Source organism: Nostoc sp. ChiSLP03a, assembly GCF_034531215.2.
In the GTDB taxonomy this organism is placed as follows: domain Bacteria; phylum Cyanobacteriota; class Cyanobacteriia; order Cyanobacteriales; family Nostocaceae; genus Nostoc.
This window is the reverse complement of sequence record NZ_JAVRBQ020000164.1, coordinates 1-25,394: the sequence shown is the minus strand read 5'-3', so window position 1 is coordinate 25,394 and position 25,394 is coordinate 1. Positions and strand designations below refer to the sequence as shown.

The 25,394-nt window shown below is 40.9% G+C and carries 21 protein-coding genes and 2 pseudogenes; 12 read left to right on the top strand and 11 right to left on the bottom strand.

All coding sequences use genetic code 11. The features are described 5' to 3' along the window. Positions 1-65: 65 nt before the first annotated feature. Positions 66-1,472, bottom strand: a complete 1,407-nt coding sequence (locus RMY32_RS27895) for an AAA-like domain-containing protein (protein WP_322715084.1) — start codon at positions 1,470-1,472, stop codon at positions 66-68. A 584-nt stretch (positions 1,473-2,056) separates the two neighbouring features. On the opposite strand from RMY32_RS27895, the gene RMY32_RS27890 reads away from it, so the two are divergent. Together RMY32_RS27890 and RMY32_RS27885 are read left to right on the top strand one after the other, a co-directional pair. Next, a complete protein-coding gene (locus RMY32_RS27890) occupies positions 2,057-3,016 on the top strand; it encodes a protochlorophyllide reductase (RefSeq protein ID WP_322715083.1) in 960 nt (319 codons plus the stop codon). A 455-nt stretch (positions 3,017-3,471) separates the two neighbouring features. Further along, the gene (locus RMY32_RS27885; protein WP_322715082.1) at positions 3,472-4,092 is read left to right on the top strand and encodes a TMEM165/GDT1 family protein; all 621 of its coding nucleotides are present in this window, start codon (positions 3,472-3,474) and stop codon (positions 4,090-4,092) included. Positions 4,093-4,262: 170 nt separating this feature from the next. On the opposite strand, the gene RMY32_RS27880 is transcribed toward RMY32_RS27885, so the two are convergent. Next, positions 4,263-5,156 (bottom strand): tetratricopeptide repeat protein, encoded by an 894-nt coding sequence (locus RMY32_RS27880; RefSeq protein WP_322715081.1) that lies wholly within the window; start codon positions 5,154-5,156, stop codon positions 4,263-4,265. A 378-nt stretch (positions 5,157-5,534) separates the two neighbouring features. Here RMY32_RS27880 and RMY32_RS27875 point away from each other — a divergent pair, with 378 nt between their 5' ends. After that, positions 5,535-6,557 carry a hypothetical protein gene (locus RMY32_RS27875; RefSeq protein WP_322715080.1) on the top strand — a complete coding sequence of 341 codons (1,023 nt, stop codon included), beginning with the start codon at positions 5,535-5,537 and terminating at the stop codon, positions 6,555-6,557. Between the two features lie 185 nt (positions 6,558-6,742). On the opposite strand, the gene RMY32_RS27870 is transcribed toward RMY32_RS27875, so the two are convergent. The 4 genes from RMY32_RS27870 to RMY32_RS27855 all read right to left on the bottom strand — a co-directional run bounded on the left by RMY32_RS27870 (position 6,743) and on the right by RMY32_RS27855 (position 11,443). Continuing rightward, a complete protein-coding gene (locus tag RMY32_RS27870) occupies positions 6,743-7,912 on the bottom strand; it encodes a homocysteine biosynthesis protein (RefSeq protein ID WP_322715079.1) in 1,170 nt (389 codons plus the stop codon). Positions 7,913-8,748: 836 nt separating this feature from the next. After that, positions 8,749-9,900, bottom strand: coding sequence for an AI-2E family transporter (locus RMY32_RS27865; protein ID WP_322715078.1), 1,152 nt, complete (start codon positions 9,898-9,900; stop codon positions 8,749-8,751). 90 nt (positions 9,901-9,990) lie between these two features. After that, positions 9,991-10,182 (bottom strand): hypothetical protein, encoded by a 192-nt coding sequence (locus RMY32_RS27860; RefSeq protein ID WP_322675070.1) that lies wholly within the window; start codon positions 10,180-10,182, stop codon positions 9,991-9,993. Between the two features lie 268 nt (positions 10,183-10,450). Then, positions 10,451-11,443: a hypothetical protein gene (locus tag RMY32_RS27855; RefSeq protein ID WP_322715077.1), complete on the bottom strand. Its 993-nt coding sequence runs from the start codon at positions 11,441-11,443 to the stop codon at positions 10,451-10,453. Positions 11,444-11,890: 447 nt separating this feature from the next. On the opposite strand from RMY32_RS27855, the gene RMY32_RS27850 reads away from it, so the two are divergent. From RMY32_RS27850 to RMY32_RS27840, 3 genes are all read left to right on the top strand, one after another. Next, a complete protein-coding gene (locus RMY32_RS27850; RefSeq protein ID WP_322715076.1) occupies positions 11,891-13,060 on the top strand; it encodes a pyridoxal phosphate-dependent aminotransferase in 1,170 nt (389 codons plus the stop codon). Between the two features lie 102 nt (positions 13,061-13,162). Further along, on the top strand, positions 13,163-13,600 hold the full coding sequence (locus RMY32_RS27845) for a secondary thiamine-phosphate synthase enzyme YjbQ (protein ID WP_322715075.1): 438 nt from the start codon (positions 13,163-13,165) through the stop codon (positions 13,598-13,600). Positions 13,601-13,783: 183 nt separating this feature from the next. After that, positions 13,784-14,836: an aromatic ring-hydroxylating dioxygenase subunit alpha gene (locus RMY32_RS27840; RefSeq protein WP_322715074.1), complete on the top strand. Its 1,053-nt coding sequence runs from the start codon at positions 13,784-13,786 to the stop codon at positions 14,834-14,836. A 1-nt stretch (position 14,837) separates the two neighbouring features. Here the strand turns inward: RMY32_RS27840 and RMY32_RS27835 are convergent, their stop codons facing one another. Beyond that, complete coding sequence (locus RMY32_RS27835) at positions 14,838-15,515, bottom strand: SDR family oxidoreductase (protein WP_322715073.1); 678 nt, start codon at positions 15,513-15,515, stop codon at positions 14,838-14,840. An 11-nt stretch (positions 15,516-15,526) separates the two neighbouring features. Then, positions 15,527-16,510 carry a dienelactone hydrolase gene (locus RMY32_RS27830; protein WP_322715072.1) on the bottom strand — a complete coding sequence of 328 codons (984 nt, stop codon included), beginning with the start codon at positions 16,508-16,510 and terminating at the stop codon, positions 15,527-15,529. Positions 16,511-16,719: 209 nt separating this feature from the next. On the opposite strand from RMY32_RS27830, the gene RMY32_RS27825 reads away from it, so the two are divergent. Continuing rightward, complete coding sequence (locus RMY32_RS27825; protein WP_322715071.1) at positions 16,720-17,115, top strand: hypothetical protein; 396 nt, start codon at positions 16,720-16,722, stop codon at positions 17,113-17,115. 411 nt (positions 17,116-17,526) lie between these two features. Beyond that, the gene (locus tag RMY32_RS27820) at positions 17,527-19,290 is read left to right on the top strand and encodes a WD40 repeat domain-containing protein (protein WP_322715070.1); all 1,764 of its coding nucleotides are present in this window, start codon (positions 17,527-17,529) and stop codon (positions 19,288-19,290) included. Between the two features lie 243 nt (positions 19,291-19,533). Here the strand turns inward: RMY32_RS27820 and RMY32_RS27815 are convergent, their stop codons facing one another. From RMY32_RS27815 to nrdJ (RMY32_RS27805), 3 genes and pseudogenes are all read right to left on the bottom strand, one after another. Continuing rightward, positions 19,534-19,755, bottom strand: a complete 222-nt coding sequence (locus RMY32_RS27815; protein ID WP_322715069.1) for a hypothetical protein — start codon at positions 19,753-19,755, stop codon at positions 19,534-19,536. Between the two features lie 261 nt (positions 19,756-20,016). Next, a pseudogene (nrdJ, locus tag RMY32_RS27810) lies at positions 20,017-21,090 on the bottom strand (ribonucleoside-triphosphate reductase, adenosylcobalamin-dependent); the annotation flags it as partial. A gap of 286 nt (positions 21,091-21,376) precedes the next feature. After that, positions 21,377-22,606 (bottom strand): annotated as a pseudogene (nrdJ, locus tag RMY32_RS27805) (ribonucleoside-triphosphate reductase, adenosylcobalamin-dependent); the annotation flags it as partial. A 525-nt stretch (positions 22,607-23,131) separates the two neighbouring features. Between nrdJ (RMY32_RS27805) and RMY32_RS27800 the strand changes: the two are divergent. From RMY32_RS27800 to RMY32_RS27785, 4 genes are all read left to right on the top strand, one after another. Next, the gene (locus RMY32_RS27800; protein ID WP_322715068.1) at positions 23,132-23,473 is read left to right on the top strand and encodes a KGK domain-containing protein; all 342 of its coding nucleotides are present in this window, start codon (positions 23,132-23,134) and stop codon (positions 23,471-23,473) included. A 66-nt stretch (positions 23,474-23,539) separates the two neighbouring features. Further along, positions 23,540-24,538 carry a tRNA lysidine(34) synthetase TilS gene (gene tilS, locus RMY32_RS27795; protein WP_322715067.1) on the top strand — a complete coding sequence of 333 codons (999 nt, stop codon included), beginning with the start codon at positions 23,540-23,542 and terminating at the stop codon, positions 24,536-24,538. A 30-nt stretch (positions 24,539-24,568) separates the two neighbouring features. After that, the gene (locus RMY32_RS27790) at positions 24,569-24,868 is read left to right on the top strand and encodes a type II toxin-antitoxin system HigB family toxin (protein WP_152590697.1); all 300 of its coding nucleotides are present in this window, start codon (positions 24,569-24,571) and stop codon (positions 24,866-24,868) included. Continuing rightward, the gene (locus RMY32_RS27785) at positions 24,852-25,256 is read left to right on the top strand and encodes a hypothetical protein (RefSeq protein ID WP_322715066.1); all 405 of its coding nucleotides are present in this window, start codon (positions 24,852-24,854) and stop codon (positions 25,254-25,256) included. Before RMY32_RS27790 ends, RMY32_RS27785 begins: the two co-directional genes overlap by 17 nt. Positions 25,257-25,394 lie beyond the last annotated feature (138 nt).

Here is a 25,394-nt window from a genome sequence, read left to right as displayed (position 1 = left end):
TGATAATATCGATGAATAATTAGGTTCGCAATCAGAACTTTAGTGTTTACTATGAACAATCAAAACTAGCTGGTAAATTCACGATAAACATTAGCATTATTTTGCTTTCCAAACTGTTGACTAAAATAAAGACGATATAACTCACACATGGCACTAGCTTGATTGCCGTTTAGTTGAACCAAACCCATACTTTCTAGTTTATAAGCAGCGATCGCGTTTAACTCTACTTTTTCATCTGTGGCAATTACCTGTTCCATAGCTGACATTAATTCTGGTTCTTTTTGCAGTAGTGTCAACAATTCTCGTAAATGCTGACCGTAAATTCCTACTGGTGTAGATGCAGTTTCTAATAACACCTCTAGCGTCATTCCTTCCTGACATAGATGATAAAATGCAAGGCTCACCAGATAAGGATGTCCTCCTACCATTGCTTGTAGGGGTGCAAGGCGTTTTGCCCCTTCCGAGTTTCCTGCCCAATTTAGTCCGTAACGTAATGCTAAACTCTGTACTTGTTTAAGGGTAAATGGTGGCAGTGTAATTGTTATCCCGACATTGAAAGGCGATTGGTTGAGCTTAAGCGGAATATAAATTTCTGTGGTGTGAACCACTACCATCCGTAGTTTTTGCCAAGTCCGATCTTGCTTTGCTTGTTCATGCCAAAATCGCAGCATTGGCAGAAAGTCTTGGGCAATGTTGGGATATTCAAAAATCCGATGAACTTCATTCAAAGCCAAAACTACAGGATTATCATCAATGTATTGCAACAGATAAGCTTCAAAATAGATTTTGCAGCTTACCTTGCTGCCCATTTCTATATCCCAAAAATCATCTACACAAGGAAGGAGATTTAACTGCCTACTGACATTTACACAAAACCAACGCAAAAATTTATCCAGAGAAACAAAAATATCTCGATCGGCTTCTTGAAAGTCCAAATAAACAGTTTGATAATCTTGCTCTTTAGCATAAGCAATCATCCGATTGAGTAGAGAACTTTTTCCCATCTTTCTAGGTGCTTTGAGCCGGATTAAGCAACCAGGTTGTAAAACCTCATTACAAACAAGTTCTTCCAGAGAAGGGCGATTGATGTAAAAAGGAGAATTTAGTGCTACAGGGCCGCTGGGAAATTCTATCTTGCTTGCTGAAAAAAAGTCTGGAGAAATCATTTCTAAATTAGATTCTTTACCAAACTTTTCTTGAATCTGATTTTTTTGATTATCTATCTCGTCTTGCAAGTGTTTATTCAAAGCTAAATGTAAATTTTTTTTCGTTATTCTTTCCCCAAGTGCGATCGAAAGGTCTTGCCACAACTCAGAACCAACTTCCTTGATGTAATTGTTGCCGTAACCTGATACCTCTGCCATCTCACCATAAGTTTTACCCAACCACGATTGATAAAGCACAAACCACTGAATTGGATCGAGAGGCTTGTCTTGGAGAATTTTTTTTACAGATTGTAGAAGCTTATCCACAGAAAATAAATTGTTAAACAGCTAGGCAATTTACTTATACTTTTCAGCCTAGTAGTAATATACATCTGAAATATATCTGAAGAAAAAATATTTGAAAACAAAAAAAGTTGATATTGCATTCATCAGTAGTATACCAAAAATGTGATTTTAATTACTTTTTTGAAGGTTTTTTGTCTAGAGGTTAAGTCGGCAAGCACGATAAAACTAATGTATGTTTAGTTTTGTAAAAACGGTGAAATAACGAATTTGTAAAGTATGTGCTGTATTTACATTTCGTAAAAAACTTGGGAATTTTCTCGCCCATTTACTTAGCCCTCTTCCATCACTTTTGCAGAAAGCAATCGCTGCAAGGCTTACGAACCTCACTTTCCAAGTTTAGGCTACATTTTTGAAGCTTTATTATATTAGAAAATAAAGCTTCAAACCTTGATTTAGTCATAGTTTCAGTTTTCTGCTTCGATTATTGTTTTCACCAGAGTGATAGAAGGGCGTTAGTTCAGCCGAAATACAGCCCTGAAAAACCTGGTGACAACGATGGCTCGCTGGTATGAGATTCTAGAGACAGTCAATGGGAGCTGAACAGAATGGAACAACATCAAAAGCCAACGGTTGTAATTACGGGTGCCTCTTCAGGGGTGGGTTTGTATGCTGCAAAAGCTCTTGCTGAAAGGGGATGGTATGTGGTATTAGCGTGTCGGGATTTAGCGAAGGCACAAAAAGCAGCCCAAAGCGTGGAAATCCCCTACAACAGTTATACCAGCATACATATTGACCTTGGCTCCTTGGAAAGTGTTCGACAATTTGTGAAGAACTTCCGAGCCACTGGCAAATCTCTAGACGCTTTGGTGTGCAACGCTGCAATTTACATGCCCTTAATCAAAGAGCCGTTACGCAGTCCAGAAGGTTACGAGTTAACTGTCACTACTAATCATCTAGGGCATTTCCTATTGTGCAACCTGATGCTGGAGGATCTGAAGAAATCATCTTTAGAGCCAAGGCTGGTAATTTTAGGAACAGTCACGCACAATCCAGACGAACTAGGTGGAAAGATTCCACCACGTCCTGATTTAGGCGATTTGCAAGGCTTTGCAGAAGGATTTAAAGAGCCAATATCGATGATTGATGGCAAAAAATTTGAACCAGTTAAAGCTTACAAAGACAGCAAGGTTTGCAACGTGCTGACTATGCGGGAACTGCACGAGCGCTATCACGAGTCAACTGGTATCGTCTTCAGTTCTCTTTATCCCGGATGTGTTGCAGAAACGCCGCTATTTAGAAACCACTATCCCCTGTTTCAGAAAATCTTCCCTTTATTCCAGAAGTACGTCACTGGGGGATATGTGTCTCAAGAGTTGGCGGGAGAACGAGTTGCTGCCGTAGTTGCCGATCCTGAGTATAATCAATCCGGTGTTTATTGGAGTTGGGGAAATCGCCAGAAGAAAGATGGCAAGTCTTTTGTGCAAAAAGTCTCTCCTCAAGCCCGCGATGACGAAAAAGGCGATCGCGTATGGGAACTCAGCACCAAGTTAGTTGGACTTGCGTGACGGAACAAAGATGTTAATTGTAAATAGATACAAAAAATTATCTAAACATTTCTGATGGAAACTGCCATGTCTTCTCTAAAGGCGCATTCCCAAACTCTATACCAGCTAACAGAAGTCACAGACGATCAGTTTTTACCTCAGTAAGGCACTGAATCGTTCTGTATGTGCTGTTTCACTCTCAAGTTATACCTCTATATGCCTACTCTCTTGACTTAATACATGAAAAATATGTATGATTGCGATCGCATAGAAGGGGAGTAGCTGCTGGTATAAAAACATAAAAGCCAGTACATCTGAATCAACATACTGGCGATCAGCCTGGTTCAGATGGCAAATAATCAATATTTGAAAGCGAGACCTTCACTAAGTTCACACCGAAAAGTGTAAACTTGGTGAGGTCTTTTGGTTCTCATCAAGCTTCACATCGGTAAACGATTCTTCAGGAGCTTGAGAGAGTGTTAACAGCTTTTACCGCAGGTTTATTACTAATTACAGTTTCAGAGTTAGGCGATAAAACATTTTTTATTGCTGTGATTTTGGCAATGCACCACCCGCGGCGGCTGGTATTTACAGGTGTGACAGCTGCTTTAGCCGCGATGACAATCCTTTCGGTGATATTTGGACAAGCAGTATCTTTGTTGCCAAAAGTTTATATTCATTACGCCGAAATAGCTTTATTTATTGCCTTCGGTATCAAGCTGTTGTATGACGCTAGTAAGATGTCCAATGCTGCTTGTGATACAGAAGTTGTACAAGAAGCTGAAACTGCGGTAAAACAAGCAGATTTGCAGTTACCAAAGCAAAAGACTGGTTTGGCAATTATCATAGAAGCCTTTATGTTGACATTTATGGCAGAGTGGGGCGATCGCACCCAAATTGCCACCATTGCCCTAGCCGCAGGCAATAATCCCATTGGAGTCACAATAGGTGCAATTTTAGGACATGCCATTTGTGCTGCGATCGCAGTTATCGGCGGCAAAATGATTGCCGGACGCATTTCTGAACGTCAACTTACCCTGATTGGCGGATGCCTATTTTTAGTCTTTGGTATTGTTGCTGCCATTGAAGGAGCGTGAGGGAAGAAGCAGGGGAGCAGGGGGCAGGGAGACAAGGGGGACAAGAGGGACAAGGGGACAAGAGGAAATTATTGAACAAATCTCTCCCAAATCTCCCCTATCTTTCTTGTCTACCTTGTCTCTTCTCCATACCCAATGCCCAATGTCCAATTCCCAATTCCCAATGCCCATTACTTGGGAGTATTTCCCAATGAAGATGCGGGAGGGGTAGTAGATTTAGGAATGGGAGAAACTGTTCCTGCCTTCTTAATTTCGTCTCTGTACTTAGCAGGTGCTAAAGCTGCGGCACTATCAAATAAAGGTTTTGCATCTGCATCTTTGCCCTGTTGTTTCAAGAGCATCGCTTTTGCCACGACGGGGCGAAAATCCTTGGGATCTTTCTTAATTGCCTGGTCATAAACAGAGCTAGCTTGAGCGTAGCGTTTCTGGGAAGCATGAACAGAACCTAACAGCACCTGCACGGCTACTATATCTACACTTCCAGGCTGAATTGTATTTGCTTGGGCTGCATTAGAGAGGGTTTCTTGCAACAAACCAATGGCTGCTTCAGGTCGTTGCTGACTGATCAATAAAGCCACCATTCCTTGCAAAGCTTTCAAATCACCTGGTTTCGTGGACAAAATCGAGCGATAAGCTTGAGCGGCTCCTTCGCGATCGCCAATTTGCTGTTTGGCTTGAGCTAGTAACACTGAATATTCTGACTGTTCGGGATTCAGTTTTGCTAGCTTTTCTAGAGGTTCAATGACAACTTGGATATCAGCTGGTTTAACCTCACTTTTATCTTTTTGACTCAGTAATTGCAGCCGCGCCTGTAACAGACCCTTAAGCGCAGTCTGATTTTCTGGTTCCCTTTGCAAAACCTGTTCATAACCCCGTACTTCGTCTTCCAGTTTTGATTTTTGGTCAGTAGAGGGCAAACTACCTCTGTTGCTAGCGGTATTCTGACTTGAGGGTGGCGTATTATTAAATGCTCCAATTATGGGAATCACCGAAACACCCACAAAAGCAAGAATTGCCACCGCTAAGACGACTTGAACTATCCAACGATTGCGCGGTTGAGACACGGTTTTGTCTTTCTCCTAAATTTTAATGACATTATCATTTACACAAATCGTAAAGTTAAAAATTTCCAAAACTTTGCGGAATACCGCCAATTGCCTGTGAATTTTATAACAATTAACTATCCACACTGCTAAAGTAAGTGATGACTTTAGGAGGAGCCGTCAGAATTGTAGCTATGATATGCTTCCGAAACTAGTGTAAAGCCGCTAAATTAGACATTTAGTGTTTATACATTAAATTTAGCGCCTTTAGGATTGTATAGAGTACCCTAGTGTGATTTTGTGAAAAGCCAATATACTTTCATCAGTCGCACAAATGCTCTTTCCAGCTGCCTTTGTAAAATCCCACAATGGGATGTGTCTGTGCCGCAAGGAGTTTTTATGAATTCCGACCTGATGCCGTTGCCTGAATCTTCCAATTCTTCTGCCTCTAACCAGGGCCCAACTAACGTAGAGGCAGGCGCTAATGTTCGCATAGCAGCCCAGTCCTCTAAACAAGTTGACAATTTGCCTGTCAACACCAGCGAGACTGACTCAAATGGAAACTTGATTAATCGCCAGCAACCGATTCCACCTCCCAGCGAACCGATGCAGTATCGAGCGATCGGCTTAGTGCGGGGTCGCTATCATGCTAGCAGCGAACAATTTACTCAAGGTACGCTGTTGACCGCAGATGGTGTAGAACTCAATGCCGTCCTCCTAGGCCGGATTATGAGCTTAGTCAAGAATCATCTAGACTTAGAAAAAGAACACTTGTGGGTAGTATATCCACGTACCAGACAAGAAAATGATACCTTGCACATCCAAATCGTCGGAGTTTGGGAGCCAGAAAATCTGGCTAAAAACTCAACAGATGAGGACGAATCGGATTTGGAGTTGCAATTACAGACACTCGATGATGGCTTATCCGAGAACTCTGAACTAAATACAACTGCCCCCAGACCTTCATCACAAGTTACTGATGGTGGTTTTTCTGTTCGTGGTGAAGTAGTATACCAATCTTTTGATGCTAAAAGCTTGGTAGTCAAAATTAGGCAGGCTCCACGTAAATCAACTGACAAACCCAAATATTTTAAGTTGAAATTGAGGGGTGTGCTAACTACCAAAGCAGTGGGAAAATTCTGGGACTTCCAAGCCAAGCGGGAAGCAGACGTTTTAGTAGTAGAAAAAGCTGAGGCGATCGCTGATTTACCCAAAAAACGCAAACCACCATTTAAAGGTGGGCCTCGTGCTGGCATTGGTGGTGCTGGTGGTAGAAAACCATTCCCCCCCAGACGCACTGGCGAAACCCCTCGCCCCATCAAGAAAACAAGTACAGGCGGCGACCCTTCAGTAGTGTCAAAACCTATACCAAGAACACCTGTTCCTAAACCCATCAAACGACCGAAACCGACTCAAGAGTAGGGAATGGGGCATTGGGCATTGGGCATTGGGCATTTTGGGCATTGGGTATGGAGTATGGGGCATTGGGCATGGCGAAAGGGAAAGGGGTAAGGGGAAAAGGGGAAAGATTAAATTTATTCCTTTTCCCTTTAACCTTTAACCTTTTCCCGTGCTCCCGTGCTCCCGTGCTCCCCTGCTCCCCCCAATCAAAAATCCGTCCGCCGGTCTTGGGGTAGAAAAGATCGCTCCATCGGAATTGGAGAAACTGGTTCTGTCAGGGTAAACGTACCTGCTTCGATCCACTTTTTCAACTCTAAGGCGACTTGCCTAGAAAAAAACAAACTCGCTAAGGGGGCAGAGCGTACTGCTTTGCCTTCTATGGCGATCCACCCAGATTTGAGTTGGGCGTAACTCACCAAACCAAAGGTGGGACGGACGCGCCGGGGAATGGAAAAATCTACTATTGGGGCTACTAAGTCTCGATCTTGGACAGCGCAGTGTTCAATTACTTGTTCATTTAATACAGGTAGTGGTACCCCAACCCCTAACATTAATGAGGGGCCATAACTTTTGAAGTAACACCCCCGCACCCAATGAGCATCCATTTGTTTGGCATCACCAATTAAAGCTAAAGTGGCGGAAGGCCCGATCGGTGTACGATTAGCTAAACGCTTTTGTAAAGGAAAGTGCTGAGTGCCTTCCCAGGCGACATAGCCAATACCGCCGCCTAAAAAAATTCGAGTACCTATACCAACGAGTTGCAAATCGGGGTCGTTGAGTAAGGGGGAAATCGCACCGGGGTTAGAATAAACAGCATTCCCCAAACGCGGTTGTAAAGGGCCGAGATAGGTGAAGAGGGGGCGATCGCCACCATTTACACCAACAATAAAATTTTGATAAAGATTGCGCGGATTGAATAAATAAAACTGATTAATTGTGTCACTGGTAATTGTAGTTTCAAAATTTGCTCTGGGGTAACAATCTGTTACTTGTCCTTGCGCTTTCACGTGTATAGATTTACCAGCAATCAAATCTTCGATTACATGACCACCACCACGTTCTCGCACTTCTTCCCCATCCGTCGTCTCCACAGCGCAACTCGCACCCAAATATAAATCTACTGCCCCAAAACCAGAATATGCTGGAACGCCATCTAACCAACAACGGCGAATTTTTATTGGGGGATCGGTATGTCCCAGATTGATAATTGCACCACTTGATTCCATCGGCTCAAAAGTACCAGTGGTAATTACATCAACTTCTTTAGCAGCTTTAGTAACACCGATTTCTACAACTCGTGCTTTTAATTCTTCAGTTGTCAACACCACCGCACGTTGGCGCTTAATTTTTTCGTTAATTTCTGCAATTGTTCGCATCTTCTCAGTGCTTGCGCTTCCTGCTGAATAGTGAATAGGGAGAAACACGATTAATCGCGTCTGTAACTAGGGAGTAGGGAAAAGAAATTTTCATTGCTCTTTGTGAGCGCAGACGATCGAGGCTTTTGGATAATTTCATCTCGAAATAGCGATCGCCAATCTCTGCGCAACAGCTTAACACCCCAAATAATACCAATTCAAAATTCAAAATTCAAAATTCAAAATTCAAAATTAAGAAAGCCAGACATCACAAAGGTATGTCCGTATGTATCTGTCGCATTCTTTTTTCAAAGTGGTATAAGGATAAAATTCCAAAAAAGAATTCAAGGATTGCAAAATTAAAATGATATATTTTTTGGGGCAAACAAGTTGCCTGTATCTAAAATATTTTTTATTCTACGTAAAATTACTATAAATAACCTTTGTATTATCAATTAAATGTATGTATGATTAAAATTAAGTGGATTTACTGGACTTAAATAAGCAATGTCCATGTCTAAGGGTTCGTACCAAAAGTTTACAACTTTCAGTTGTTGTTTCACAATTTCTGCCTAGTTAATTTCCGGTTTCTGCAAATTTAATAGACCTCTTGGCAAAAGTAACTTTTGCACTCTCGTGGGTAAAGGGTGCATGTTTGGATATTAAAGGTTTTTTGTTATTCCTTTCCCCCTTACCCTTTACCCTTTTCCCGACAAATGCCAAGAAGTCTAATCTTTAAGTAGTGGTGTTTTACCGCTAAACTATCAGGTCAAGGTTTTGGAGATCCGGACGAGATTTGAACTCATGTCTCACTGACCAAAAGCGATCGCCTTTTTCTGTAATCAAAAAGCGAGCGACTAATCTTCTGGTTTCAAGATGTCATCATCAATCGATGGCTTCTTCTTAATGTCTGTATTTTCTGCTTTCCAATTATCATCTGCTTCTGGAGATTGAGAAACTATCACAAACTCAGTCTCTTGTGTATGATTATTTCCCCATTCATCCAGAACATCTTTAATTAACACTTCTTGCAACCAAATCTTAGCGACAACAGTCAGAGGTAGGGCTAGAAATAATCCTAAAAAGCCAAAGAAAGTGACGAAAAATAGCTGGGCAATTAAGGTTATGGCTGGCAGCAATGAAACTTGATGCGCCATCACAACGGGCGTAATGAAATTACTCTCAATCTGTTGAATAATAAAGTAAAGAATCAAGACAGCGATCGCTTTCCAAGGTTCATCCAAGAAAGCGATCGCCATTGCTGGGATTACACTCATGGTTGGCCCCAAATTGGGAATCAAGTTAAAAAATCCCGCTAAAACCGCTAAAGCAAGTGCTGCCTTGACATGCAAAATTGATAAGCCAATCAGACTCATCACCCCCACTACAAAGATGGCAATGAAAGCGCCTGTAATCCATCCCTCCAAAGAGACTTCACACTTATCTAAAATTCCATCTACCCGCCGCCGATAAAATGAGGGGAAAAGCCGTACAAACACTTTGCGGTAAGCCACAGGGTCGGCTAACATCATTCCTGTTAAAACCAACACTAGCAAAATCTTGAGGACGACTTCTAAAGAACCAGATACAAAAGCAAAGGAGTTTCCCAGTAACCGATTGACGAAAGGCTGTACTTGTTGGATGAGACTATTGATATCTGGGATGTAAGGAACTAACTGATCAGGAATACGAGTTCTCAGGGCATCAAGCCAACTATTAAAGCGTCCAAACCCTTTAGGAACTTGATAGGTTAGTTCTTGAAACTGCTGGGCAAATGGCGGCACAATTAGCCAGAAAAAACCCACGACACCTGCAAAAAAGATAGCTACTGCTAGGAGGACGGCGAATCCGCGCCTTATCCCAAAGCTTTGGAAGCGTTTCGCTAGCCGATTTAAGGTGGTGGCTAACACAACTGCGGCAAACATCAGCAAAAGCACTTCCCGAATTTGCCACAAGATGTATAAAGAAAGAACTATGGCGATTAAGCCGATCCATTGACCGAGGTTCACAGGCTAACTCCTAACCGTTGCCAAGATGCAATTTTATTGTAATTAAGCTAGGTTAGCTGATTTTAGGAACTTGTGCGTAAAACTATTGAGTTAATTTTGTTTTTCTGCTTGAAATCGCCACAGTAGAGCGATCGCTACGATCGCGATCGGCAAGAATACTATAATCAGCGCGTTGGTTGCTGTCGCCGGAATTGGTAGACTTGGCCCTGCATACTTAATTAATACTGATAACAAAGCCGAGAGTAAAAGCAGTTTTAGAATTAATCCTAGTTGATTTTCCATAAAAGTACAGCAATACAGATTTTTGTGGTACATACAAATTTGCGCTGTACCGTGTAGTTTCTAGAATAAACCCACAGATACAATCCTTGTAGTTTTCACAAAAATATAATTTCCGAAGGATGTGAGGCGCGATCGCTATTACACTTTGTTAGTGCTGCCTGAACCTCAGACAGCACCTTATAGACTCTTAAAGCTTTACATAAAGTAATTAAAACAGCTTTTGAGTAATTTAAATTAAACACAAAGGAATGCAGAGTTTTAGCAAACTTTATTTGCTCTGAACTGCCTCAATTCTATATTTAGTTTTAATCAACTCAGACAGTTGTATCAAAAGTTTTTTCACTCTAGCTTGAATATATTGAGGATTTTTAGGTACACGTTTAGCTATATATCTTAATAAAGCAATCTGATAGCCAAACTTATATTGAATTGCGGAAAATATATTAGACTTGACCTGATGGGCTGCATCTTTATCTAGGTTTTTTAACTTTGTTACTTCCCGATGATATACGGGATGCTCTCCCCAAACGCAGGCAAAGTGTACAAGAGCCGGAGACACCACCTGATTGTATTTTTTAAAAGTAGATTTACCTTTAATAGCATCTATATTAAAAGAACCACGAAGACCAATAGGTGTTCGCATCATCAGACCATTATCTTCAAACATACTTTGATTGTGTAGCATCATAGCTAGACCAAAAATACGTTCATCATTAGGGCCATCACCACGAAATTCACTAATACCTAGCTTTTGCCAATCCCTTGCCAATTCTAGTGCTGTTTCAAAAAATGCCTTAGCAGTATCGTTTTTTTCAAAATAATAGAGACCTCCATTAAATCTAGGTAATTTTGTCAGATTAAATCGTTTGAGTGTATCATCTACATCAACGAATGTATCTTTATCGCCTGCTTGAAGATATACATCACCTGCCACACTAAAACTTCTGCCTTTAAAATCATCAAAAATAAAATTAATATCCCTTACTGCTATGCAATCACTATCAATACAAAGTGTATATTTAAATGGAGAATAATCATAAAGATGAAATTTTTGTTTTACGTTAGAACCGTATTCTTTTCTAAGATTTATAACGCAATCATAAAGCTCTAGCAAATCTTTATCATCTTCACAATCGGTAACAATAGCACGTGGAATATTTGGTGAATGAAGACGTAGAGAACGTGCTAATGACTTGGCCATTTCTAGATAATAAGATGCTCCGTAAGCATAGGTGATAATGCCACGTTGTGAAATAAACATATTTTGATTAAGTAATAGTATGTAAGCTTTAACTTTCTAATGGCATTCTAACTTACACTCCAAAAGATAGATATCCACTAATATCAATTCAGCTTAAAATCTCTATAAATTTTCCGTAAAGTATAGTCTACAGCACTTACGCAACTGGCATATTATTTTCAGTTCGTAGTGTTGGCGCAGCGTCTCATTCGTGTTAGCGTCTCTGAAAGATAAAAGAAGACTAAAGTCTTAAAAATAAGGGCTAAAGCCTTTACTAAAAACTACAAATCCGATTTTTTTGTGACAATTGCATAAGTCCTAGTCTAAATAAAATTTAGACCTGTTTAAGTATACCTGATTGCCTTGAAAAGAAAATTTTAAAGGTACAAATCGGTTAAAAACAGAAATATATGCAGCAAAAAACAACACAGTAAGAGATACTAAAAGCAGGTACATAGGCAAGAAAATATGGAATCCCTAACCTCTCGTATGCAGGCGGTACAATCGCCAATTATTCCTGTGGTTGGGGAACTGATTAAAAACTCTCCTGGAACCATCTCTCTAGGACAAGGTGTTGTTTCTTACAACCCACCACATGAAGCCATAGAATTTTTAGCCAAATTCTTAGCCGAACCCGCCAATAATTTATACAAATCAGTTGAGGGAATTCCCCCTTTACTGACAGCACTTGCGGGAAAATTACAAGCCTTTAACGGGATTGAAATCAACGGGGAAAACTGCATCGTCGTGACAGCAGGGAGCAATATGGGATTTATGAATGCCATTCTTGCTATCACTAACCCAGGCGACGAAATTATTCTGAATACACCCTACTATTTCAACCACGAAATGGCGATCGCAATGGCTGGTTGTCGTGCAGTATTAGTGGCGACAGATGAAAATTACCAATTGCGCCCAGATGCGATCGCTCAAGCAATTACTCCTAAAACACGGGCTGTAGTGACGATTTCACCAAATAATCCCACTGGAGTTGTTTATTCTGAAACTGCATTGCGCCAAGTAAATCAAATTTGTGCTACTCACAGTATTTACCACATCAGCGATGAAGCTTATGAATACTTTACATATAACGGAGTAAAACACGTTTCACCTGGCTCATTTAGTAATAGCAGCGAGTACACCATTTCTCTTTATAGCTTTTCTAAAGCATACGGTTTTGCGAGTTGGCGCATTGGCTACATGGTGATTCCTAAACACTTACTTGTCGCTGTTAAAAAAGTCCAGGATACAATTTTGATTTGTCCGCCAGTCATTTCTCAATATGCAGCTTTAGGGGCATTGCAGACAAAAGAGGATTATTTGAAGAGTCATATCGGAGCGATCGCTCAAGTACGCCAACTAGTATTAGAGTCCCTTAATCGTCTACAAGGCTTATGTAGCATTATCCCTGCCAATGGCGCTTTCTATTTTTTCCTCAAAGTTCATACCCAGATGGATGCTTTTGAGTTAGTCAAACAACTCATCCAGGAACATAAAGTTGCAGTTATTCCAGGTACAACTTTTGGCATAGATGACGGATGCTATCTACGCGTTGCCTATGGGGCGTTACAAAAAGAAACAGCAAAAGAAGGTATAGAAAGATTAGTACAAGGTTTGGAAACTATAGTTAGGAGTTAAAAGTCATTCAATTCCTGCCTCCAGCAAGAACTGCCTCCTTCAAAAAGGCGTTAAGCTGTGTTAGCGTACCTCGTTCGCAATCCCAAATATAAAATTCAACAGATGCCAATTATTAATAAGTTAATTGAAATTGAAACTGAACCAAAAATTAATATTCATAATATCACCCCACAAATTAAAGATTTTATTGCCTCAACATCAATTAAAAATGGACAAGTTTTAGTATTTTCTCGACACACAACAACAGCCTTAGCTATCAACGAAAATGAAGTCAGATTATTAGAAGATATAAAAGTATTCTTGCAAAAAATCGCACCGGAATCAGACCGCTATTTGCATAATGATTTGCATTTAAGAGATGTCCCAGAAGATGAGCCGATTAATGCTCACTCTCATTTAATGGCAATGATGCTGACCACAAGTGAGATAATTCCCGTTGTGGATAGTAAATTAGCTTTGGGAACCTGGCAATCTGTGTTGTTTTTTGAGTTGGATGGCCCGCGTAAAAGAACGGTATTTGTACAAATTTCTGGTGAATAATGCAATTTCACACCTGCAATGCTCTGAGAACAACCTAAATCTGAGAGAATTACGAACACAATCAAGAAGTACATCAGTTGAATTTATCTACAGCAATTAAAAACCTGAAAGAATGTTTTCCAGCATCACCTTCCTTTCCACAAACCAGGACTTTTGTTGTGTCAAAGGCAGAGGCCATTAGTTATGAAAAATAACGATAATTTTGTATTACGTAATACTTGGTACTATGCTCTGCCTAGCAATCAAATCAAGCCAGGTATGATGATCAGCCGCATTTTCTTAGGAGAACCAGTGCTGTTAGTTCGCAGCCAGGATGGCAAAGTGTCTGCAATGACGGACATTTGTCCCCATCGTGGTGTGCCCTTGAGTTGTGGGAGATTCAACGGACAGGAAGTTGAATGTTGTTACCACGGTTGGCGCTTTAACTCTGCTGGGCGTTGTACTGCGATACCTTCTCTTGTGGAGGAACAGCAGATTGATTTGAGTCGCTTCGACGTGCAGTCATATAGTGTTCGCGAAGCCCAAGGAAATATCTGGATATATATGCCCGATCCCGATAACCCTCAACCTGCATCTGAGATGGAAATTCCGGTAATTCCAGGGTTTGACGATCGCTCTCACCAGTTTGTAGAGGTGGTAAAATTTCCTTGTTTCATAGATCATGCAGTGGTAGGTCTGATGGACCCGGCTCATTCACCTTATGTTCATCGCGCTTGGTGGTGGCGAAATGAGCAATTGCACGAGGAAGTAAAGCAATTTGATGCTTCACCCTACGGCTTTACGATGCGACGACACCGATTACCTGCGAATGGGGGTCGATTATACTGGCTGATTGGCGGTGGTGTCCCGGAAACAGAGATTTCTTTTCGTTTGCCTGGAGTCAGAATTGAAGAAACCACCATTGGTAATAATCGAGTCGTTAATTTGACAGCAGTTACACCGATTTCAGACACAGAAACGGAGGTAACTTTTGCTCTTTACTGGACACTTCCTTGGGTAGGCTTTTTCAAACCACTGTTACACGTGCTGGCGCGGACTTTCATTGGTCAAGATCGAACAGTGGTAGAAAAACAGCAAATTGGACTGAAATATAACCCTGTGCTGCGGCTGATTAAGGACTCAGATATGCAGGCGCAGTGGTACTACCAGTTAAAGCGAGAGTATGCTCGTTCTGTTTCTGAAGGACGAGAATTTGTCAATCCTGTCAAGGGTCAAATACTCCGCTGGCGTGCTTAAATTACTCCAAAGTAAATTCGGCAAATTCTCTTTGTCCGAATAGCATATTTCGGTCTACGGCTGACAATATTTTATTATTGGCACGTTGGCTATTTAAACTGCGACCAACTAACTGCGCGACATCTGCACGATTGATGCTACCAATAATGTGCGGATCTTCGGTTAAAACGCCATTACCCGTTGCTGGTTCTGATTTTAGTCCACCAGGACGGATGATTGTATAGGTGAGTCGACTGGCAATTAAGTGTTGTTCGGCTTTGTCTTTCTCAGCTAAAACTTTTCCCAATACCTCTAAAACTTGGGGTGAGGCAGCAACAACACTATTGCCAGCACCAATGGAGGATACAAGAATAAACTTTTGCACTCCAGCTTTAACTGCTGCATCGATCAGATTTCTGTTACCAGGATAATCCGGCCTTTCTACATCTGATGGTAAACCGCCAATTGTACTGATAACGGTGTGAATAGGTGCATCTGTTACCATTGCGCGTTCGACATCGCCAAGATTTAAGGCATCTCCCTGAACTACTTCAATACCCATTGCTTCTAGTTCACTAGCAACTGCTGCTGTTCTCAGGAGTGCTTTAACCTTTAGCTGTTGTGCTGTGAGATATTGAGCAATTTCTCGACCAACCCCGCGACTTGCTCCAGCTAGAAAAATATAGGATGCACTTGTCATAATAAATTTAATTATTTACGCTCAAAGGATTTTATCAGAGGATTGGCAGTATTTAATAATTGCTCAAGCGACCGAGATGCTTCTGGTTGATGGCGAACATGAGTGTCAATAAACAAACTAATGATTTCACCTATCAGCAAACGGAAGCTTTCTTGGGGTTGGGTGGCGGGAAAGTCCAACAAGGGTGTCTTTAAGGTGGAGTCTAGCCGATTAACCATCGAAAAGTGATTTGCTCCTTCCAAAAGTAGTAGATAGCTATCATTTCGTCCGCCAGTAATTGCTTCTTGGAATGTACGGATGACTGGAGTGGTAGAATTTCCAGGACTTATACCATAGCGATCGCTGCTGTTCGCAATTATTCCATCGCAGGTTCCTCCGATCAGTAGAAGTGGTAGGGAGTCTGATAAGGGTAAGATAGTACCTGGTTCATACCCCAATAATAACGTTCCCATAGTGTGTAAACCATAACCAAAAGATGCTGCAACTTGAGGGAAAAAGTGGGGATCAGCATTTTCGATTGCTACTCTACCACCTGCAAAGTGTCCACCTAAAACTATTCGTTGCAGATCGAGCATTCCAGCTAAAATACCCTCAGACTGTAACTGTTCCACTTTCGCTAGCAGTGTTGGCAAAGCCAAAGCAGTGGGAACAGTACGATAAATTGTTGGTTTCATCTTTTCAAAATCAACCCCTGGATTCAGACTAATTACTCCTGGCATAACTTCTGCAATCCAGTTAAAGAGAATCACCACTAATCCACGTTCAGCCAGTTTAACCGCCAACCATTGATATTGTTGAGCATCACAGTTAAAGCCGTTGAAGAAAATCACTACTGGAAAAGGTGCCTTTTCTAAATCAACTGGTGAAATTTCCCTATTTATTTCTACGTTACGCCTCGACATCTGTGCTGGATAGAAAATTTTCAGGTGAATGGTATCGTAAGGAGACTGGAAACCCTCAATTTTAGCAGCTTGGAAAAAAGCACGAACTGTCATTTGGTTCTTCCTAATATCATTTTCAGAAAATTTTTCTATTGTCCAAGTGCAAATGCTCCTAACAATCCTAATTTAGCGATCGCAAATAACTGAGTAACCATAATTACAAAAATAATATTAGGATAGCAATTATACTTAACCCCATCGTAGGAAGTAATTTAGTAAACATTTGTGCAAATGTAGCAAATAACTTTTCTGTGGATAAACTTATGGCTAAAAAATCTCAACCCAATCTCGAACAATACCAAGATGTCAGATTATCTGCTACCACAAGAATTTGGGTAATTACAGTCGCCATTCTGGGAGTTTGCGTGCCACTGTCAGCCGTTACTAGAAGCGGTGCTATTCTTCCTTTAGTTGCAATTGGTGGCGCGGCTGTTGGTACAGTTGCAGTTTGGCGTTCTGATGAGCAAAAATCCAAAACTAACTATTTGCAACAGCAACAAATAGAACTGTTAGAACAGAGATTAGCGAATTTAGAAACAATCGTTAGCAGTGATGACTTGAACTTACAAATGAAAATTAAACAAATCGAAGCAAGGGATACTTTTGGCGACTCATCTAATGTAAGTACTACACCCAAACAACCAAAACGCAAAGGTTAAAATTAGCCAATCTTCACCATTTATTTTGATTTCAGAGGATATTTCCGAGAATTATCGTTACTAGGTGATTTTTATGTAGCTATTTGCTGACTTAACGTGACTGCAATCTTTAAATCCGTCTCAAATTTAACTTTCCTTTGCAGCTAGAAGTGTTTCTCTAGAAACAGTATCTCGATCTCTATCTCCGTTAGAATTGACTGATATCATTTAATTCTATATACTTCAACTGCATCAGTTCATGAAATGTCTAAGTGCTATCCATCTATCTCTTTCCCGGAAACATTTGTCAATGGCTGTGTTTTATTAGACTGTTAATATTACTGAATTTTTAATTAACTAAGGTTATAAACTTGAGTAATTGCGTTTGTATAGCTTACCGTAGGTATGCAATAGTTTGCCGCAGGAATGTAGATGGATTGGATTAGCTTACTCAAAGCTCAACAAATTGACTTCCTTCAACGTGTGAAAAAACCTAAAACTTATGACTTATCTTTGCTGGAAAGTCAAGTTAAAGGTTGTCACACTGAAGTTATAGCCTTTTGGGGCGAGCCATTGGCTAGACTCCAAGAACTTTCTCGTCAACAAGCAGAAGTTCTCGCCAAAAATCCGCCGCCGACGCCGCCGGAATATCCTGAGCCTCCTGACTGGACAATACCTTTTCCCAAATACTTCCAACAACAAGCCCAAGATTATCTTTTCCGGGAGCATATTGTTGACAGGGTAATAAGCGAACGCTTGGGCAAGTTAGTAAAAAAGGTGTCACAAGATACTTTGCAAAACATGATTTTAGATGACGAGGGAAATTTGGGTGGCGAAAGTAAATTTCCTTATATACTCAAGGATCGTCCTCAGCTAAGTGTTCAAGTTTACGTTGCGGATGGAGAAAGTTTTAATGGTATTAAGAAAGACAAAATTAGGTGGTCAGTTACTCAAGAAGATTTAAAAAATCACCAAGTATTAATTTTTCTCTGTTTATTTTATCCATCTACAGGTAATTTAGGTTACGAGAAGCAAAGTATCATAACAGGCTTTTTACCTACAAATCAACTTGAATTTAGCGAACCAAAACTGTATGTGACTCCGAGTAATTTGTTATATGCAGGGGGGTTAAGTTGGTATTTAGAATCACTGATGGGTAAAAAAGACACGTCGCCAGTAATTAATGAAAGAGCGATCGCAGATACAATACAGACTCTACCATCAGAACATTGTCTCAAAGCTATAGTCGGTGACTGGGAATGCTGGCAGACTTTGCAAGGACACACCAGAGGGATTAATTGCCTAGCTTTCAGTTCCGGGTGTAATAATGGCAAAGCCTTACCCATTTTGGCAAGTGGTAGTCGTGGAGAGACGAAACTCTGGGATTTAAGCAAGGGCGAATTAATAGAGACATTATCAGAGTATCCTTGGGTAATATCGGGGCTGGTGGATGAAGTGAATTCCCTAGCTTTTAGTTCAGATGGACAGACTTTAGTCAGTTGCGGTGCAGATTCGACAATTAAGCTTTGGCACGTAGGCGCTTTAGACTTGATAGATATTTTGCACAAACACAATGGGGTAGTGCGGTGTGCTGCTTTCACCCCAGATGGCAGAATGTTAGCGACAGGGGGAGATGACAGGAAAATTCTCTTTTGGGATTTGATGCATCGTCAAGTTGCGATCGCACTTTCCTTAGATGATACAGCTGCTCATTCCCTAGTTTTAAGTCGAGACGGCGAAACTCTCGTTACAGGTAGCTACCGCAAAATCAAAGTTTGGCGCACCTCACCACAAACGGGAATCAAAAGTTTAAAAGATGCACAACCACTGCATACCCTCATGGGCCATTCTCACATCGTTTGTTCCTTAGCAATCAGTGCAGATGCTAAACTGCTCGTGAGTGGTAGTTGGGATCAAACGATTAAAGTTTGGCAATTGGAGACTGGGGAATTACTTCATACCCTGAAAGGACATAGAGATCGGGTATATGCGATCGCTTTAAGTCCCGATGGACAAATTATCGCTAGCGGTAGTGCTGATAAAACCATCAAGTTGTGGCATTTACAAACCGGGGAATTGCTGGCTACGTTTACAGGTCATGGGAATATAGTCACAGCATTAGCCTTCACAGCTTCCGGCGAAATGTTAGTCAGCGGCAGTCTGGATAAGACAATTAAAATTTGGCAACGCAGTTAATCTTAGTTGGTAATTCATCATCACACTTTCTCCGTAGCTTGCTTCTTTGCAGGAGTACAATAGACACCTTGCAAAAGTAGGGAAAAGGAGAAAGGAACAATAAAAAACATGAGTCCCTTTTCCCGCTTCTTGCAAAAGTAACAAATGCCAAGATGTTGATTGTAAAAAGTAAGAGTCAGCGCTACCATCGGCAGCACTGACTCCTTATTTTGTAGTAAATTCAACTATGTCAGGTTGGAGTTTTTAGTCAATCGAAATCTGCTGAGGACCACTGGCTTTGCCGTTATGTGCATCTGTTGTGGTACTGCTGGTGTAACTATTTGAGCGGATCTGTTTATCTAACCAGCTTTTAACTGGATCGTCTGCAAGATTGAGTCGAAGCACACCAGAGAAAAACCCACCTACAAATGAGACTGGATGCCGAGTAAATTCTCTGAATATAGGTGACAATTCATTAATGAACATAAAAAGACTCCTGGCACTGCCGTAAAAAATTATTACTTCTTAATTGATCGTAACGTGTTAAAGGATTGGGGATGGGGCATTGGGCATGGGGCATTGGGCATTGGGCAAAACAGTGTTGAGTAATGAGTAATGAGTGCTGAGTTAGGAGTTAGGAGTTAGGAGTTAAGAGTTAGAAGTTTTGTTTATCTCCTTGTCCCCCTTGTCCCCCTTGTCCTCCTTGTCCTCCTTGTCCCCCACTCCCTACTCCCCGATCATTTCGCCTTATGAGCTTGGTTCCCGATCGGGAAACATACACTTATCAGAATCACAACCACTAGGGCCAGCCTCTGTCATTTCGCCTAAATCGTAGCGGCTTAGTACTGCACAGAAATCATCTGTTTTGCGTCGCGCTTTCACCTCTTGAGTTAAGCGATCGTAAGTTGATTTATTTATTGGTTCAAACGGCAAACGTGGGAATGATTGCAAATCGTCAAAACGCGCTAAAAGAGCAGCTGAAATATATCCCTCATCATTCTGAATGGTTTCGTAAATGCGCTGTCCTAAAGGCTCAATTTCATCAGAGCGAAGTTCCAAAGTAGCTGATGTGTTGTGAGTCACATACCAACGTTGAACCTGGAGGACAAAATCAAATTGGGCTGAGACTGAAAACTTAGAAACATCAATTTCATCAGCTCCTGGTAAATCAGCCCAAGTTACAGAAACAGGGATTTCTACTAGCCATTCACTCACCCGTGGATCGAAGGGATCGTTAAGTAAATTGCCTTGTTCGTCTTTGTCTGATTGAGAGGGAATGACGTTGTAACCATAGTCAATACAAGCCAAGGCTACTGGGTCATTTTTACCGAAGGTGATCCGACGAATGAATCTTTGCGCTTTAGGAGGATGCCACCCCGAACTAGCATTAGTTAATAAAGCCTTAGTACCACTGGGTTGGACTGTGGTACAACGATTTGGGCGCTTGAGATTGTGGCGATCGCAATAATCCCAAACTACCCGATGTACAATATCTCTCCAAGAACTGAGGTATTTCTCTTCCTCACGCTTGAAAGCTAATCCTTGCGGCGTTGCGGGTCTTCCTTCCTCCCACCAGCGCAGCCAATTAACACCAAAAGCATGGACAAAGAAATCAAATAAACCTGTAAAAGAAACTCCCACAATCGGGTCTAATTCACGGCTGTATTGATAGCGTGGTTCCAGGAATTTGTGATTTAAAAGTGCCGCTACAGATAACGCCCCAGCAGTGAAAGCTTCTTCTTGTTCTTTGTAGTTACGTGGGTCAATTTGATTAAGGTGAACCTCTGACAAATTGCAGTGGAAATTACTACCGATGATTTCCTTTCTTTGTTACCCTAGAGGCTTTTTATCCCCTAGTTCTACTGCTTGATTATTCGCAGTAGCTCCGCGTACATTTTGCAGATGTGATATCAGATAATAAAAGTGTTTTTCACATCCGCCCCCGCACTCTTGGAGAGATTATATTCTAGACACCAATTTTCGATGTCATCTAGTTTCACTCTCTACGCTGTACGGTGTCAAAGACTTTTTAATTCCTTTGATTACCACGGGATTAGCATTTCAGCCTTCCCCGTTTTTGCGAGGTTTTTAACGTGAGGCAAAATCACTTACCACACGGATTTAGCCCATAGCGAGCTAAACGATGTTCTAGCTCATTAGCATCAAGATTTGGATAACGTTCTTCTAACCAGTGTTTTGCTGTTCCTTGTTCATAAGCTTGTAAAAACTCAACTTTCAAAGCTTGTGTTGGCAGCAAATCAATGTTTGATCGCGCTACAGCTTCACCAGCCCATTGAATCGCTCCCTCGCCACTATAATATTGTTTGCGGACAGCACCAACACATTCTTCTAAGGTTGGCTTACGGTGAAAAACTCTGGTATGATTTGCCATCCTGAGTGCATCACGCTCTGGATCGATTCGCCAGTTGCCATTTTCATCTTGCTGCCATAAATTATCTTTGGCATCAGCGAACAAACTATCAACGCTTGAACCTTGCCTCATGCCAGCCGATCGCCTAATATTACCGGCAACAATTGTTACAGCTGCTTGATCGATTAACAGACAGCATTCAACTGAATTTAATTGCCGTCCCACAGCTTTATTCAAAATAGATGCACAACGCTGATAAAGTCCGGGCAATTTTACCGGATTTGCAACTCCTCCAAAGCCGTTGAGAGTTTCTCCTGCTTTTCGGACATCGCTGATATCAACTAATACTTCAACTTCTGCTGAAAATTGTTCATCAGTAGAGAGTTCTAATAAGGCTTGATATGATTCAACCCAACCTTCACGGCTATCTCCAACGTGAATAGTGACGTTATTTCCTTCTATATGAGTTTCAGTATATTCACGCCGCTGTTCGACAGGAGTGCTGCCAATTTCACCTTTTACAGTGACATTGAGTTGATTGCGAATTGGAGGCAACTGGTTAATAAATTGTGGTTCTAAGACGGCTCCAGTACCACAGCCCATCATTGCTAAATCCATCATTAAGCCGAAGGCACTCCAGTCTTCGAGATTGGTAGAAGTGCAATTATAAGCCCCGGAAAAGTTCTTTGGCTTGGCTATCCAGTCTGTACCACCAACCCATAGCCAGCGCCCACTAGGCATAGCTTTCAAGCTGCGCTGCATCTTATCCAATGTGGCAGCTTCTTCTTGAGTGAGCTTTCCCAACTCGACTAAGCCGAGTATAGTGCGATCGCATACCTCATCCCATGTTTCCCTAAGTCCCGCCTTTGTACGGCGGCTATAGGTTCTAAAAAATACGGGATTAGCAGCCGGTGCAGTTTCTGGAAACTTTGCACTCTGGCGTGTTCTTTCGAGATTCTGAACCATATATCAAGTGTCTTACGTTCTTCTTGCGTGCGGACAGATTATGACTATACGCCAAGTAGTTTGAGTATTAAAGATTGTCAAATTGTCCACTTTACGCTAGCTCTATCCGGCACTAATTACAACATAAATTTATGATGTATAATGTCCCTCACCCTTGGATGCGAAAAATATACTTGGTTATAGTTAACACCATTGTTTTTAAGTAAATTATCTCTATCGCCTCATCTTCAGTCCGATTATCATTACTCAGCATGGGCTAAACGCTCCGCTACCGCTAACTGTACTCAGGATCTCTTCATTACTTTCCCACAACTAAGTAAGTTGGCACAATAAAACTAAACTATGTGAAGAAAGATAAACTAGACTAAAACCCTTTTTCCTCGTGCTTCCTGCCTTATGCCAACAACAAATTTTTACGCCGAGCTACTTAGCAGTGATAGTTAAATAAGTTGCAATTATAAGTCAAATCCAAACAATTAATTCCGAACTCTTGGGAACTATAAATTTAGTTACAGGAAATTGATTATGAATGATGAATGGGAACCTCTAAATCCTGATGATAATGTTGTGCATTTTCATCAAGAAGCATTTGAAAATTTACCCCGCACTCAAATAGTGTTTCAGTTATTCAAGGAAATCAAAAAAATTTGGGCAGAACACTTTACATCGTCAGGATCGAGAGTATTTGGAGAAGGATTTGAATGTTGTATTTTAATACCCGGTCAACAATGGCGAACAGGTAAAATTAGAGTGTGCTTAGAATTTTGCCCTGATGAAACTGAAATCGAAGATAATCGATTAAACATCAAACACGAAAATTCTCCCCTTGACGACCTTCGACAGCAACTGAATGACGGTAAAAACTAATACCCAAGTTCATATATACAGATATAATAGAAAATTATCTGTGTCTGTGTGCGCTGAAAACATAAAATGGTATGGACTCCCTTACATGCAAAAATCCATCGCACAATCAGATCGCGCCACTTATTTGAGCGCAACCAGCGGCTATTAATCGCTGTTTCCGGCGGACAAGATTCTCTGTGTTTAATAAAATTACTTTTAGATTTACAATCCAAATGGGGATGGTATTTAGGTATTGCTCACTGCGATCATCGCTGGCGTTCTGACTCCGAAGCTAATGCTAACCACGTCGAAAACTTAGCTAAAACTTGGGATATATCCTTTTATTTAGAAACAGCGAACAAGCCGATAAATAGTGAAGCTGCTGCACGCGATTGGCGCTATCAAGTTTTAAGTGCGATCGCTCAGGCCAATAATTATCAATATATAGTTACAGGACACACGAAGAGCGATCGCGCCGAAACTCTCCTCTACAACTTAATTCGCGGTACTGGTGCTGATGGCTTACAAGCCCTAACTTGGCAACGCCCCCTAAGTACAGGCATTGTGTTAGTACGTCCACTTTTAGAAATTACTCGAATACAAACAGAGCAATTTTGTCAAGAATTTAAATTACAAATTTGGGAAGATTCCACCAATCAAGATTTGCAATATGCCCGCAACCGCATTCGCCAAGAATTAATACCATATTTACGGGAAAATTTCAATCCCCAAGTAGAATCAGCCTTAGCCCAAACAGCAGAACTTTTACAAGCGGAAGTGGAATATTTGGAAAAAGCTGCCCAGCAGTTGCGTGAAAAGGCTATGGAATGGGGCATTGGGGATGAAAAAGATTCCCTTACTGTTTTTCCTTTACGGTTAAATCGTCGGGTATTACAGAAAGCACCACTGGCTCTGCAACGTCGGGTGATGCGTCAGGTATTGCAGCAAATACTGACTGATGCGCCCAGTTTTGAACACATTGAAAAATTAACGGCTTTAATTATAGCGCCCAACCGATCGCAAACCGATCCATTTCCTGGTGGTCCGATCGCTCAAGTAGAAGGCGACTGGATCTGTTTTAAATAGTTATTTTAAGTCTTTTTGTTATCAGGGACGATGCACATTATTAGTTTTAGAATCTTAAGAGAATATGCAGAAAACCATGCAGATTGTCAGGAAGCATTAAGCAATTGGTATAAGGTTGCTACTAAAGCGAAATGGTCAAATTTAGTTGAAGTACAGCAAATTTTTATTAAAGCTGAAGCTGTTGGTAACTTTACAGTATTCAATATTAAAGGAAATAAATATCGCTTGATTGTTAGTATAGATTATGAAGGGCAGTTAATTTATATTAAATATATCCTCACCCATGCGGAATATGATAAGGAAAATTGGAAAGATGACCCTTACTTTTAATCCAGATAAATACAAGGAATTATTAACAGCTTATCTTCCCAAGCTGATAAAAAGTGAAGTTGAAAATGAGCAAGCTTTAAAGATAGTAGAAGATTTAATGCACCGGGAACGCACCCCAGAAGAAGACGAACTTTATCAGTTATTAATTACTTTAATTGAAAAGTTTGAGCAGGAATATTATCAGCCAATCCAGCAGAGTAATACTGCATCTATATTGTTATTTTTTTTAGAAGAATCTGAGAGAAGTAGAGATGATTTAGTAGCGGTTTTAGGGACAGAAGATTTGGTTGATGATATTTTAAGTGGACAACAGAAGATAAATACAGAACAAGCACGTAAATTAGGAGAGTTTTTTCATATAGAATCTAGTTTATTTATGGAATACTAATACCAATTCTTTATGAAGCTGCGCTAAATAAAGCTTCGAGAATAAAGTCGTAAGAAGTAAGGGAAGCAATGTATTCTGGTGTAATTGTTTCTAGGACAGAAGCTAGCTTTTGACGTAGTTGAGTAAGGGTTTTGCAAT

What these genes read in the sequence shown, in the direction of transcription:
- RMY32_RS27890 (WP_322715083.1), top strand. Translation starts at nt 2,057, where the DNA reads ATGGAACAACATCAAAAGCCAACGGTTGTAATTACGGGTGCCTCTTCA.
- RMY32_RS27875 (WP_322715080.1), top strand. Translation starts at nt 5,535, where the DNA reads ATGAATTCCGACCTGATGCCGTTGCCTGAATCTTCCAATTCTTCTGCC.
- RMY32_RS27870 (WP_322715079.1), bottom strand. Translation starts at nt 7,912, where the DNA reads ATGCGAACAATTGCAGAAATTAACGAAAAAATTAAGCGCCAACGTGCG.
- RMY32_RS27860 (WP_322675070.1), bottom strand. Translation starts at nt 10,182, where the DNA reads ATGGAAAATCAACTAGGATTAATTCTAAAACTGCTTTTACTCTCGGCT.
- RMY32_RS27855 (WP_322715077.1), bottom strand. Translation starts at nt 11,443, where the DNA reads ATGTTTATTTCACAACGTGGCATTATCACCTATGCTTACGGAGCATCT.
- RMY32_RS27850 (WP_322715076.1), top strand. Translation starts at nt 11,891, where the DNA reads ATGGAATCCCTAACCTCTCGTATGCAGGCGGTACAATCGCCAATTATT.
- RMY32_RS27845 (WP_322715075.1), top strand. Translation starts at nt 13,163, where the DNA reads ATGCCAATTATTAATAAGTTAATTGAAATTGAAACTGAACCAAAAATT.
- RMY32_RS27840 (WP_322715074.1), top strand. Translation starts at nt 13,784, where the DNA reads ATGAAAAATAACGATAATTTTGTATTACGTAATACTTGGTACTATGCT.
- RMY32_RS27835 (WP_322715073.1), bottom strand. Translation starts at nt 15,515, where the DNA reads ATGACAAGTGCATCCTATATTTTTCTAGCTGGAGCAAGTCGCGGGGTT.
- RMY32_RS27830 (WP_322715072.1), bottom strand. Translation starts at nt 16,510, where the DNA reads ATGACAGTTCGTGCTTTTTTCCAAGCTGCTAAAATTGAGGGTTTCCAG.
- RMY32_RS27825 (WP_322715071.1), top strand. Translation starts at nt 16,720, where the DNA reads ATGGCTAAAAAATCTCAACCCAATCTCGAACAATACCAAGATGTCAGA.
- RMY32_RS27820 (WP_322715070.1), top strand. Translation starts at nt 17,527, where the DNA reads ATGGATTGGATTAGCTTACTCAAAGCTCAACAAATTGACTTCCTTCAA.
- RMY32_RS27815 (WP_322715069.1), bottom strand. Translation starts at nt 19,755, where the DNA reads ATGTTCATTAATGAATTGTCACCTATATTCAGAGAATTTACTCGGCAT.
- RMY32_RS27800 (WP_322715068.1), top strand. Translation starts at nt 23,132, where the DNA reads ATGAATGATGAATGGGAACCTCTAAATCCTGATGATAATGTTGTGCAT.
- tilS (WP_322715067.1), top strand. Translation starts at nt 23,540, where the DNA reads ATGGTATGGACTCCCTTACATGCAAAAATCCATCGCACAATCAGATCG.
- RMY32_RS27790 (WP_152590697.1), top strand. Translation starts at nt 24,569, where the DNA reads ATGCACATTATTAGTTTTAGAATCTTAAGAGAATATGCAGAAAACCAT.
- RMY32_RS27785 (WP_322715066.1), top strand. Translation starts at nt 24,852, where the DNA reads ATGACCCTTACTTTTAATCCAGATAAATACAAGGAATTATTAACAGCT.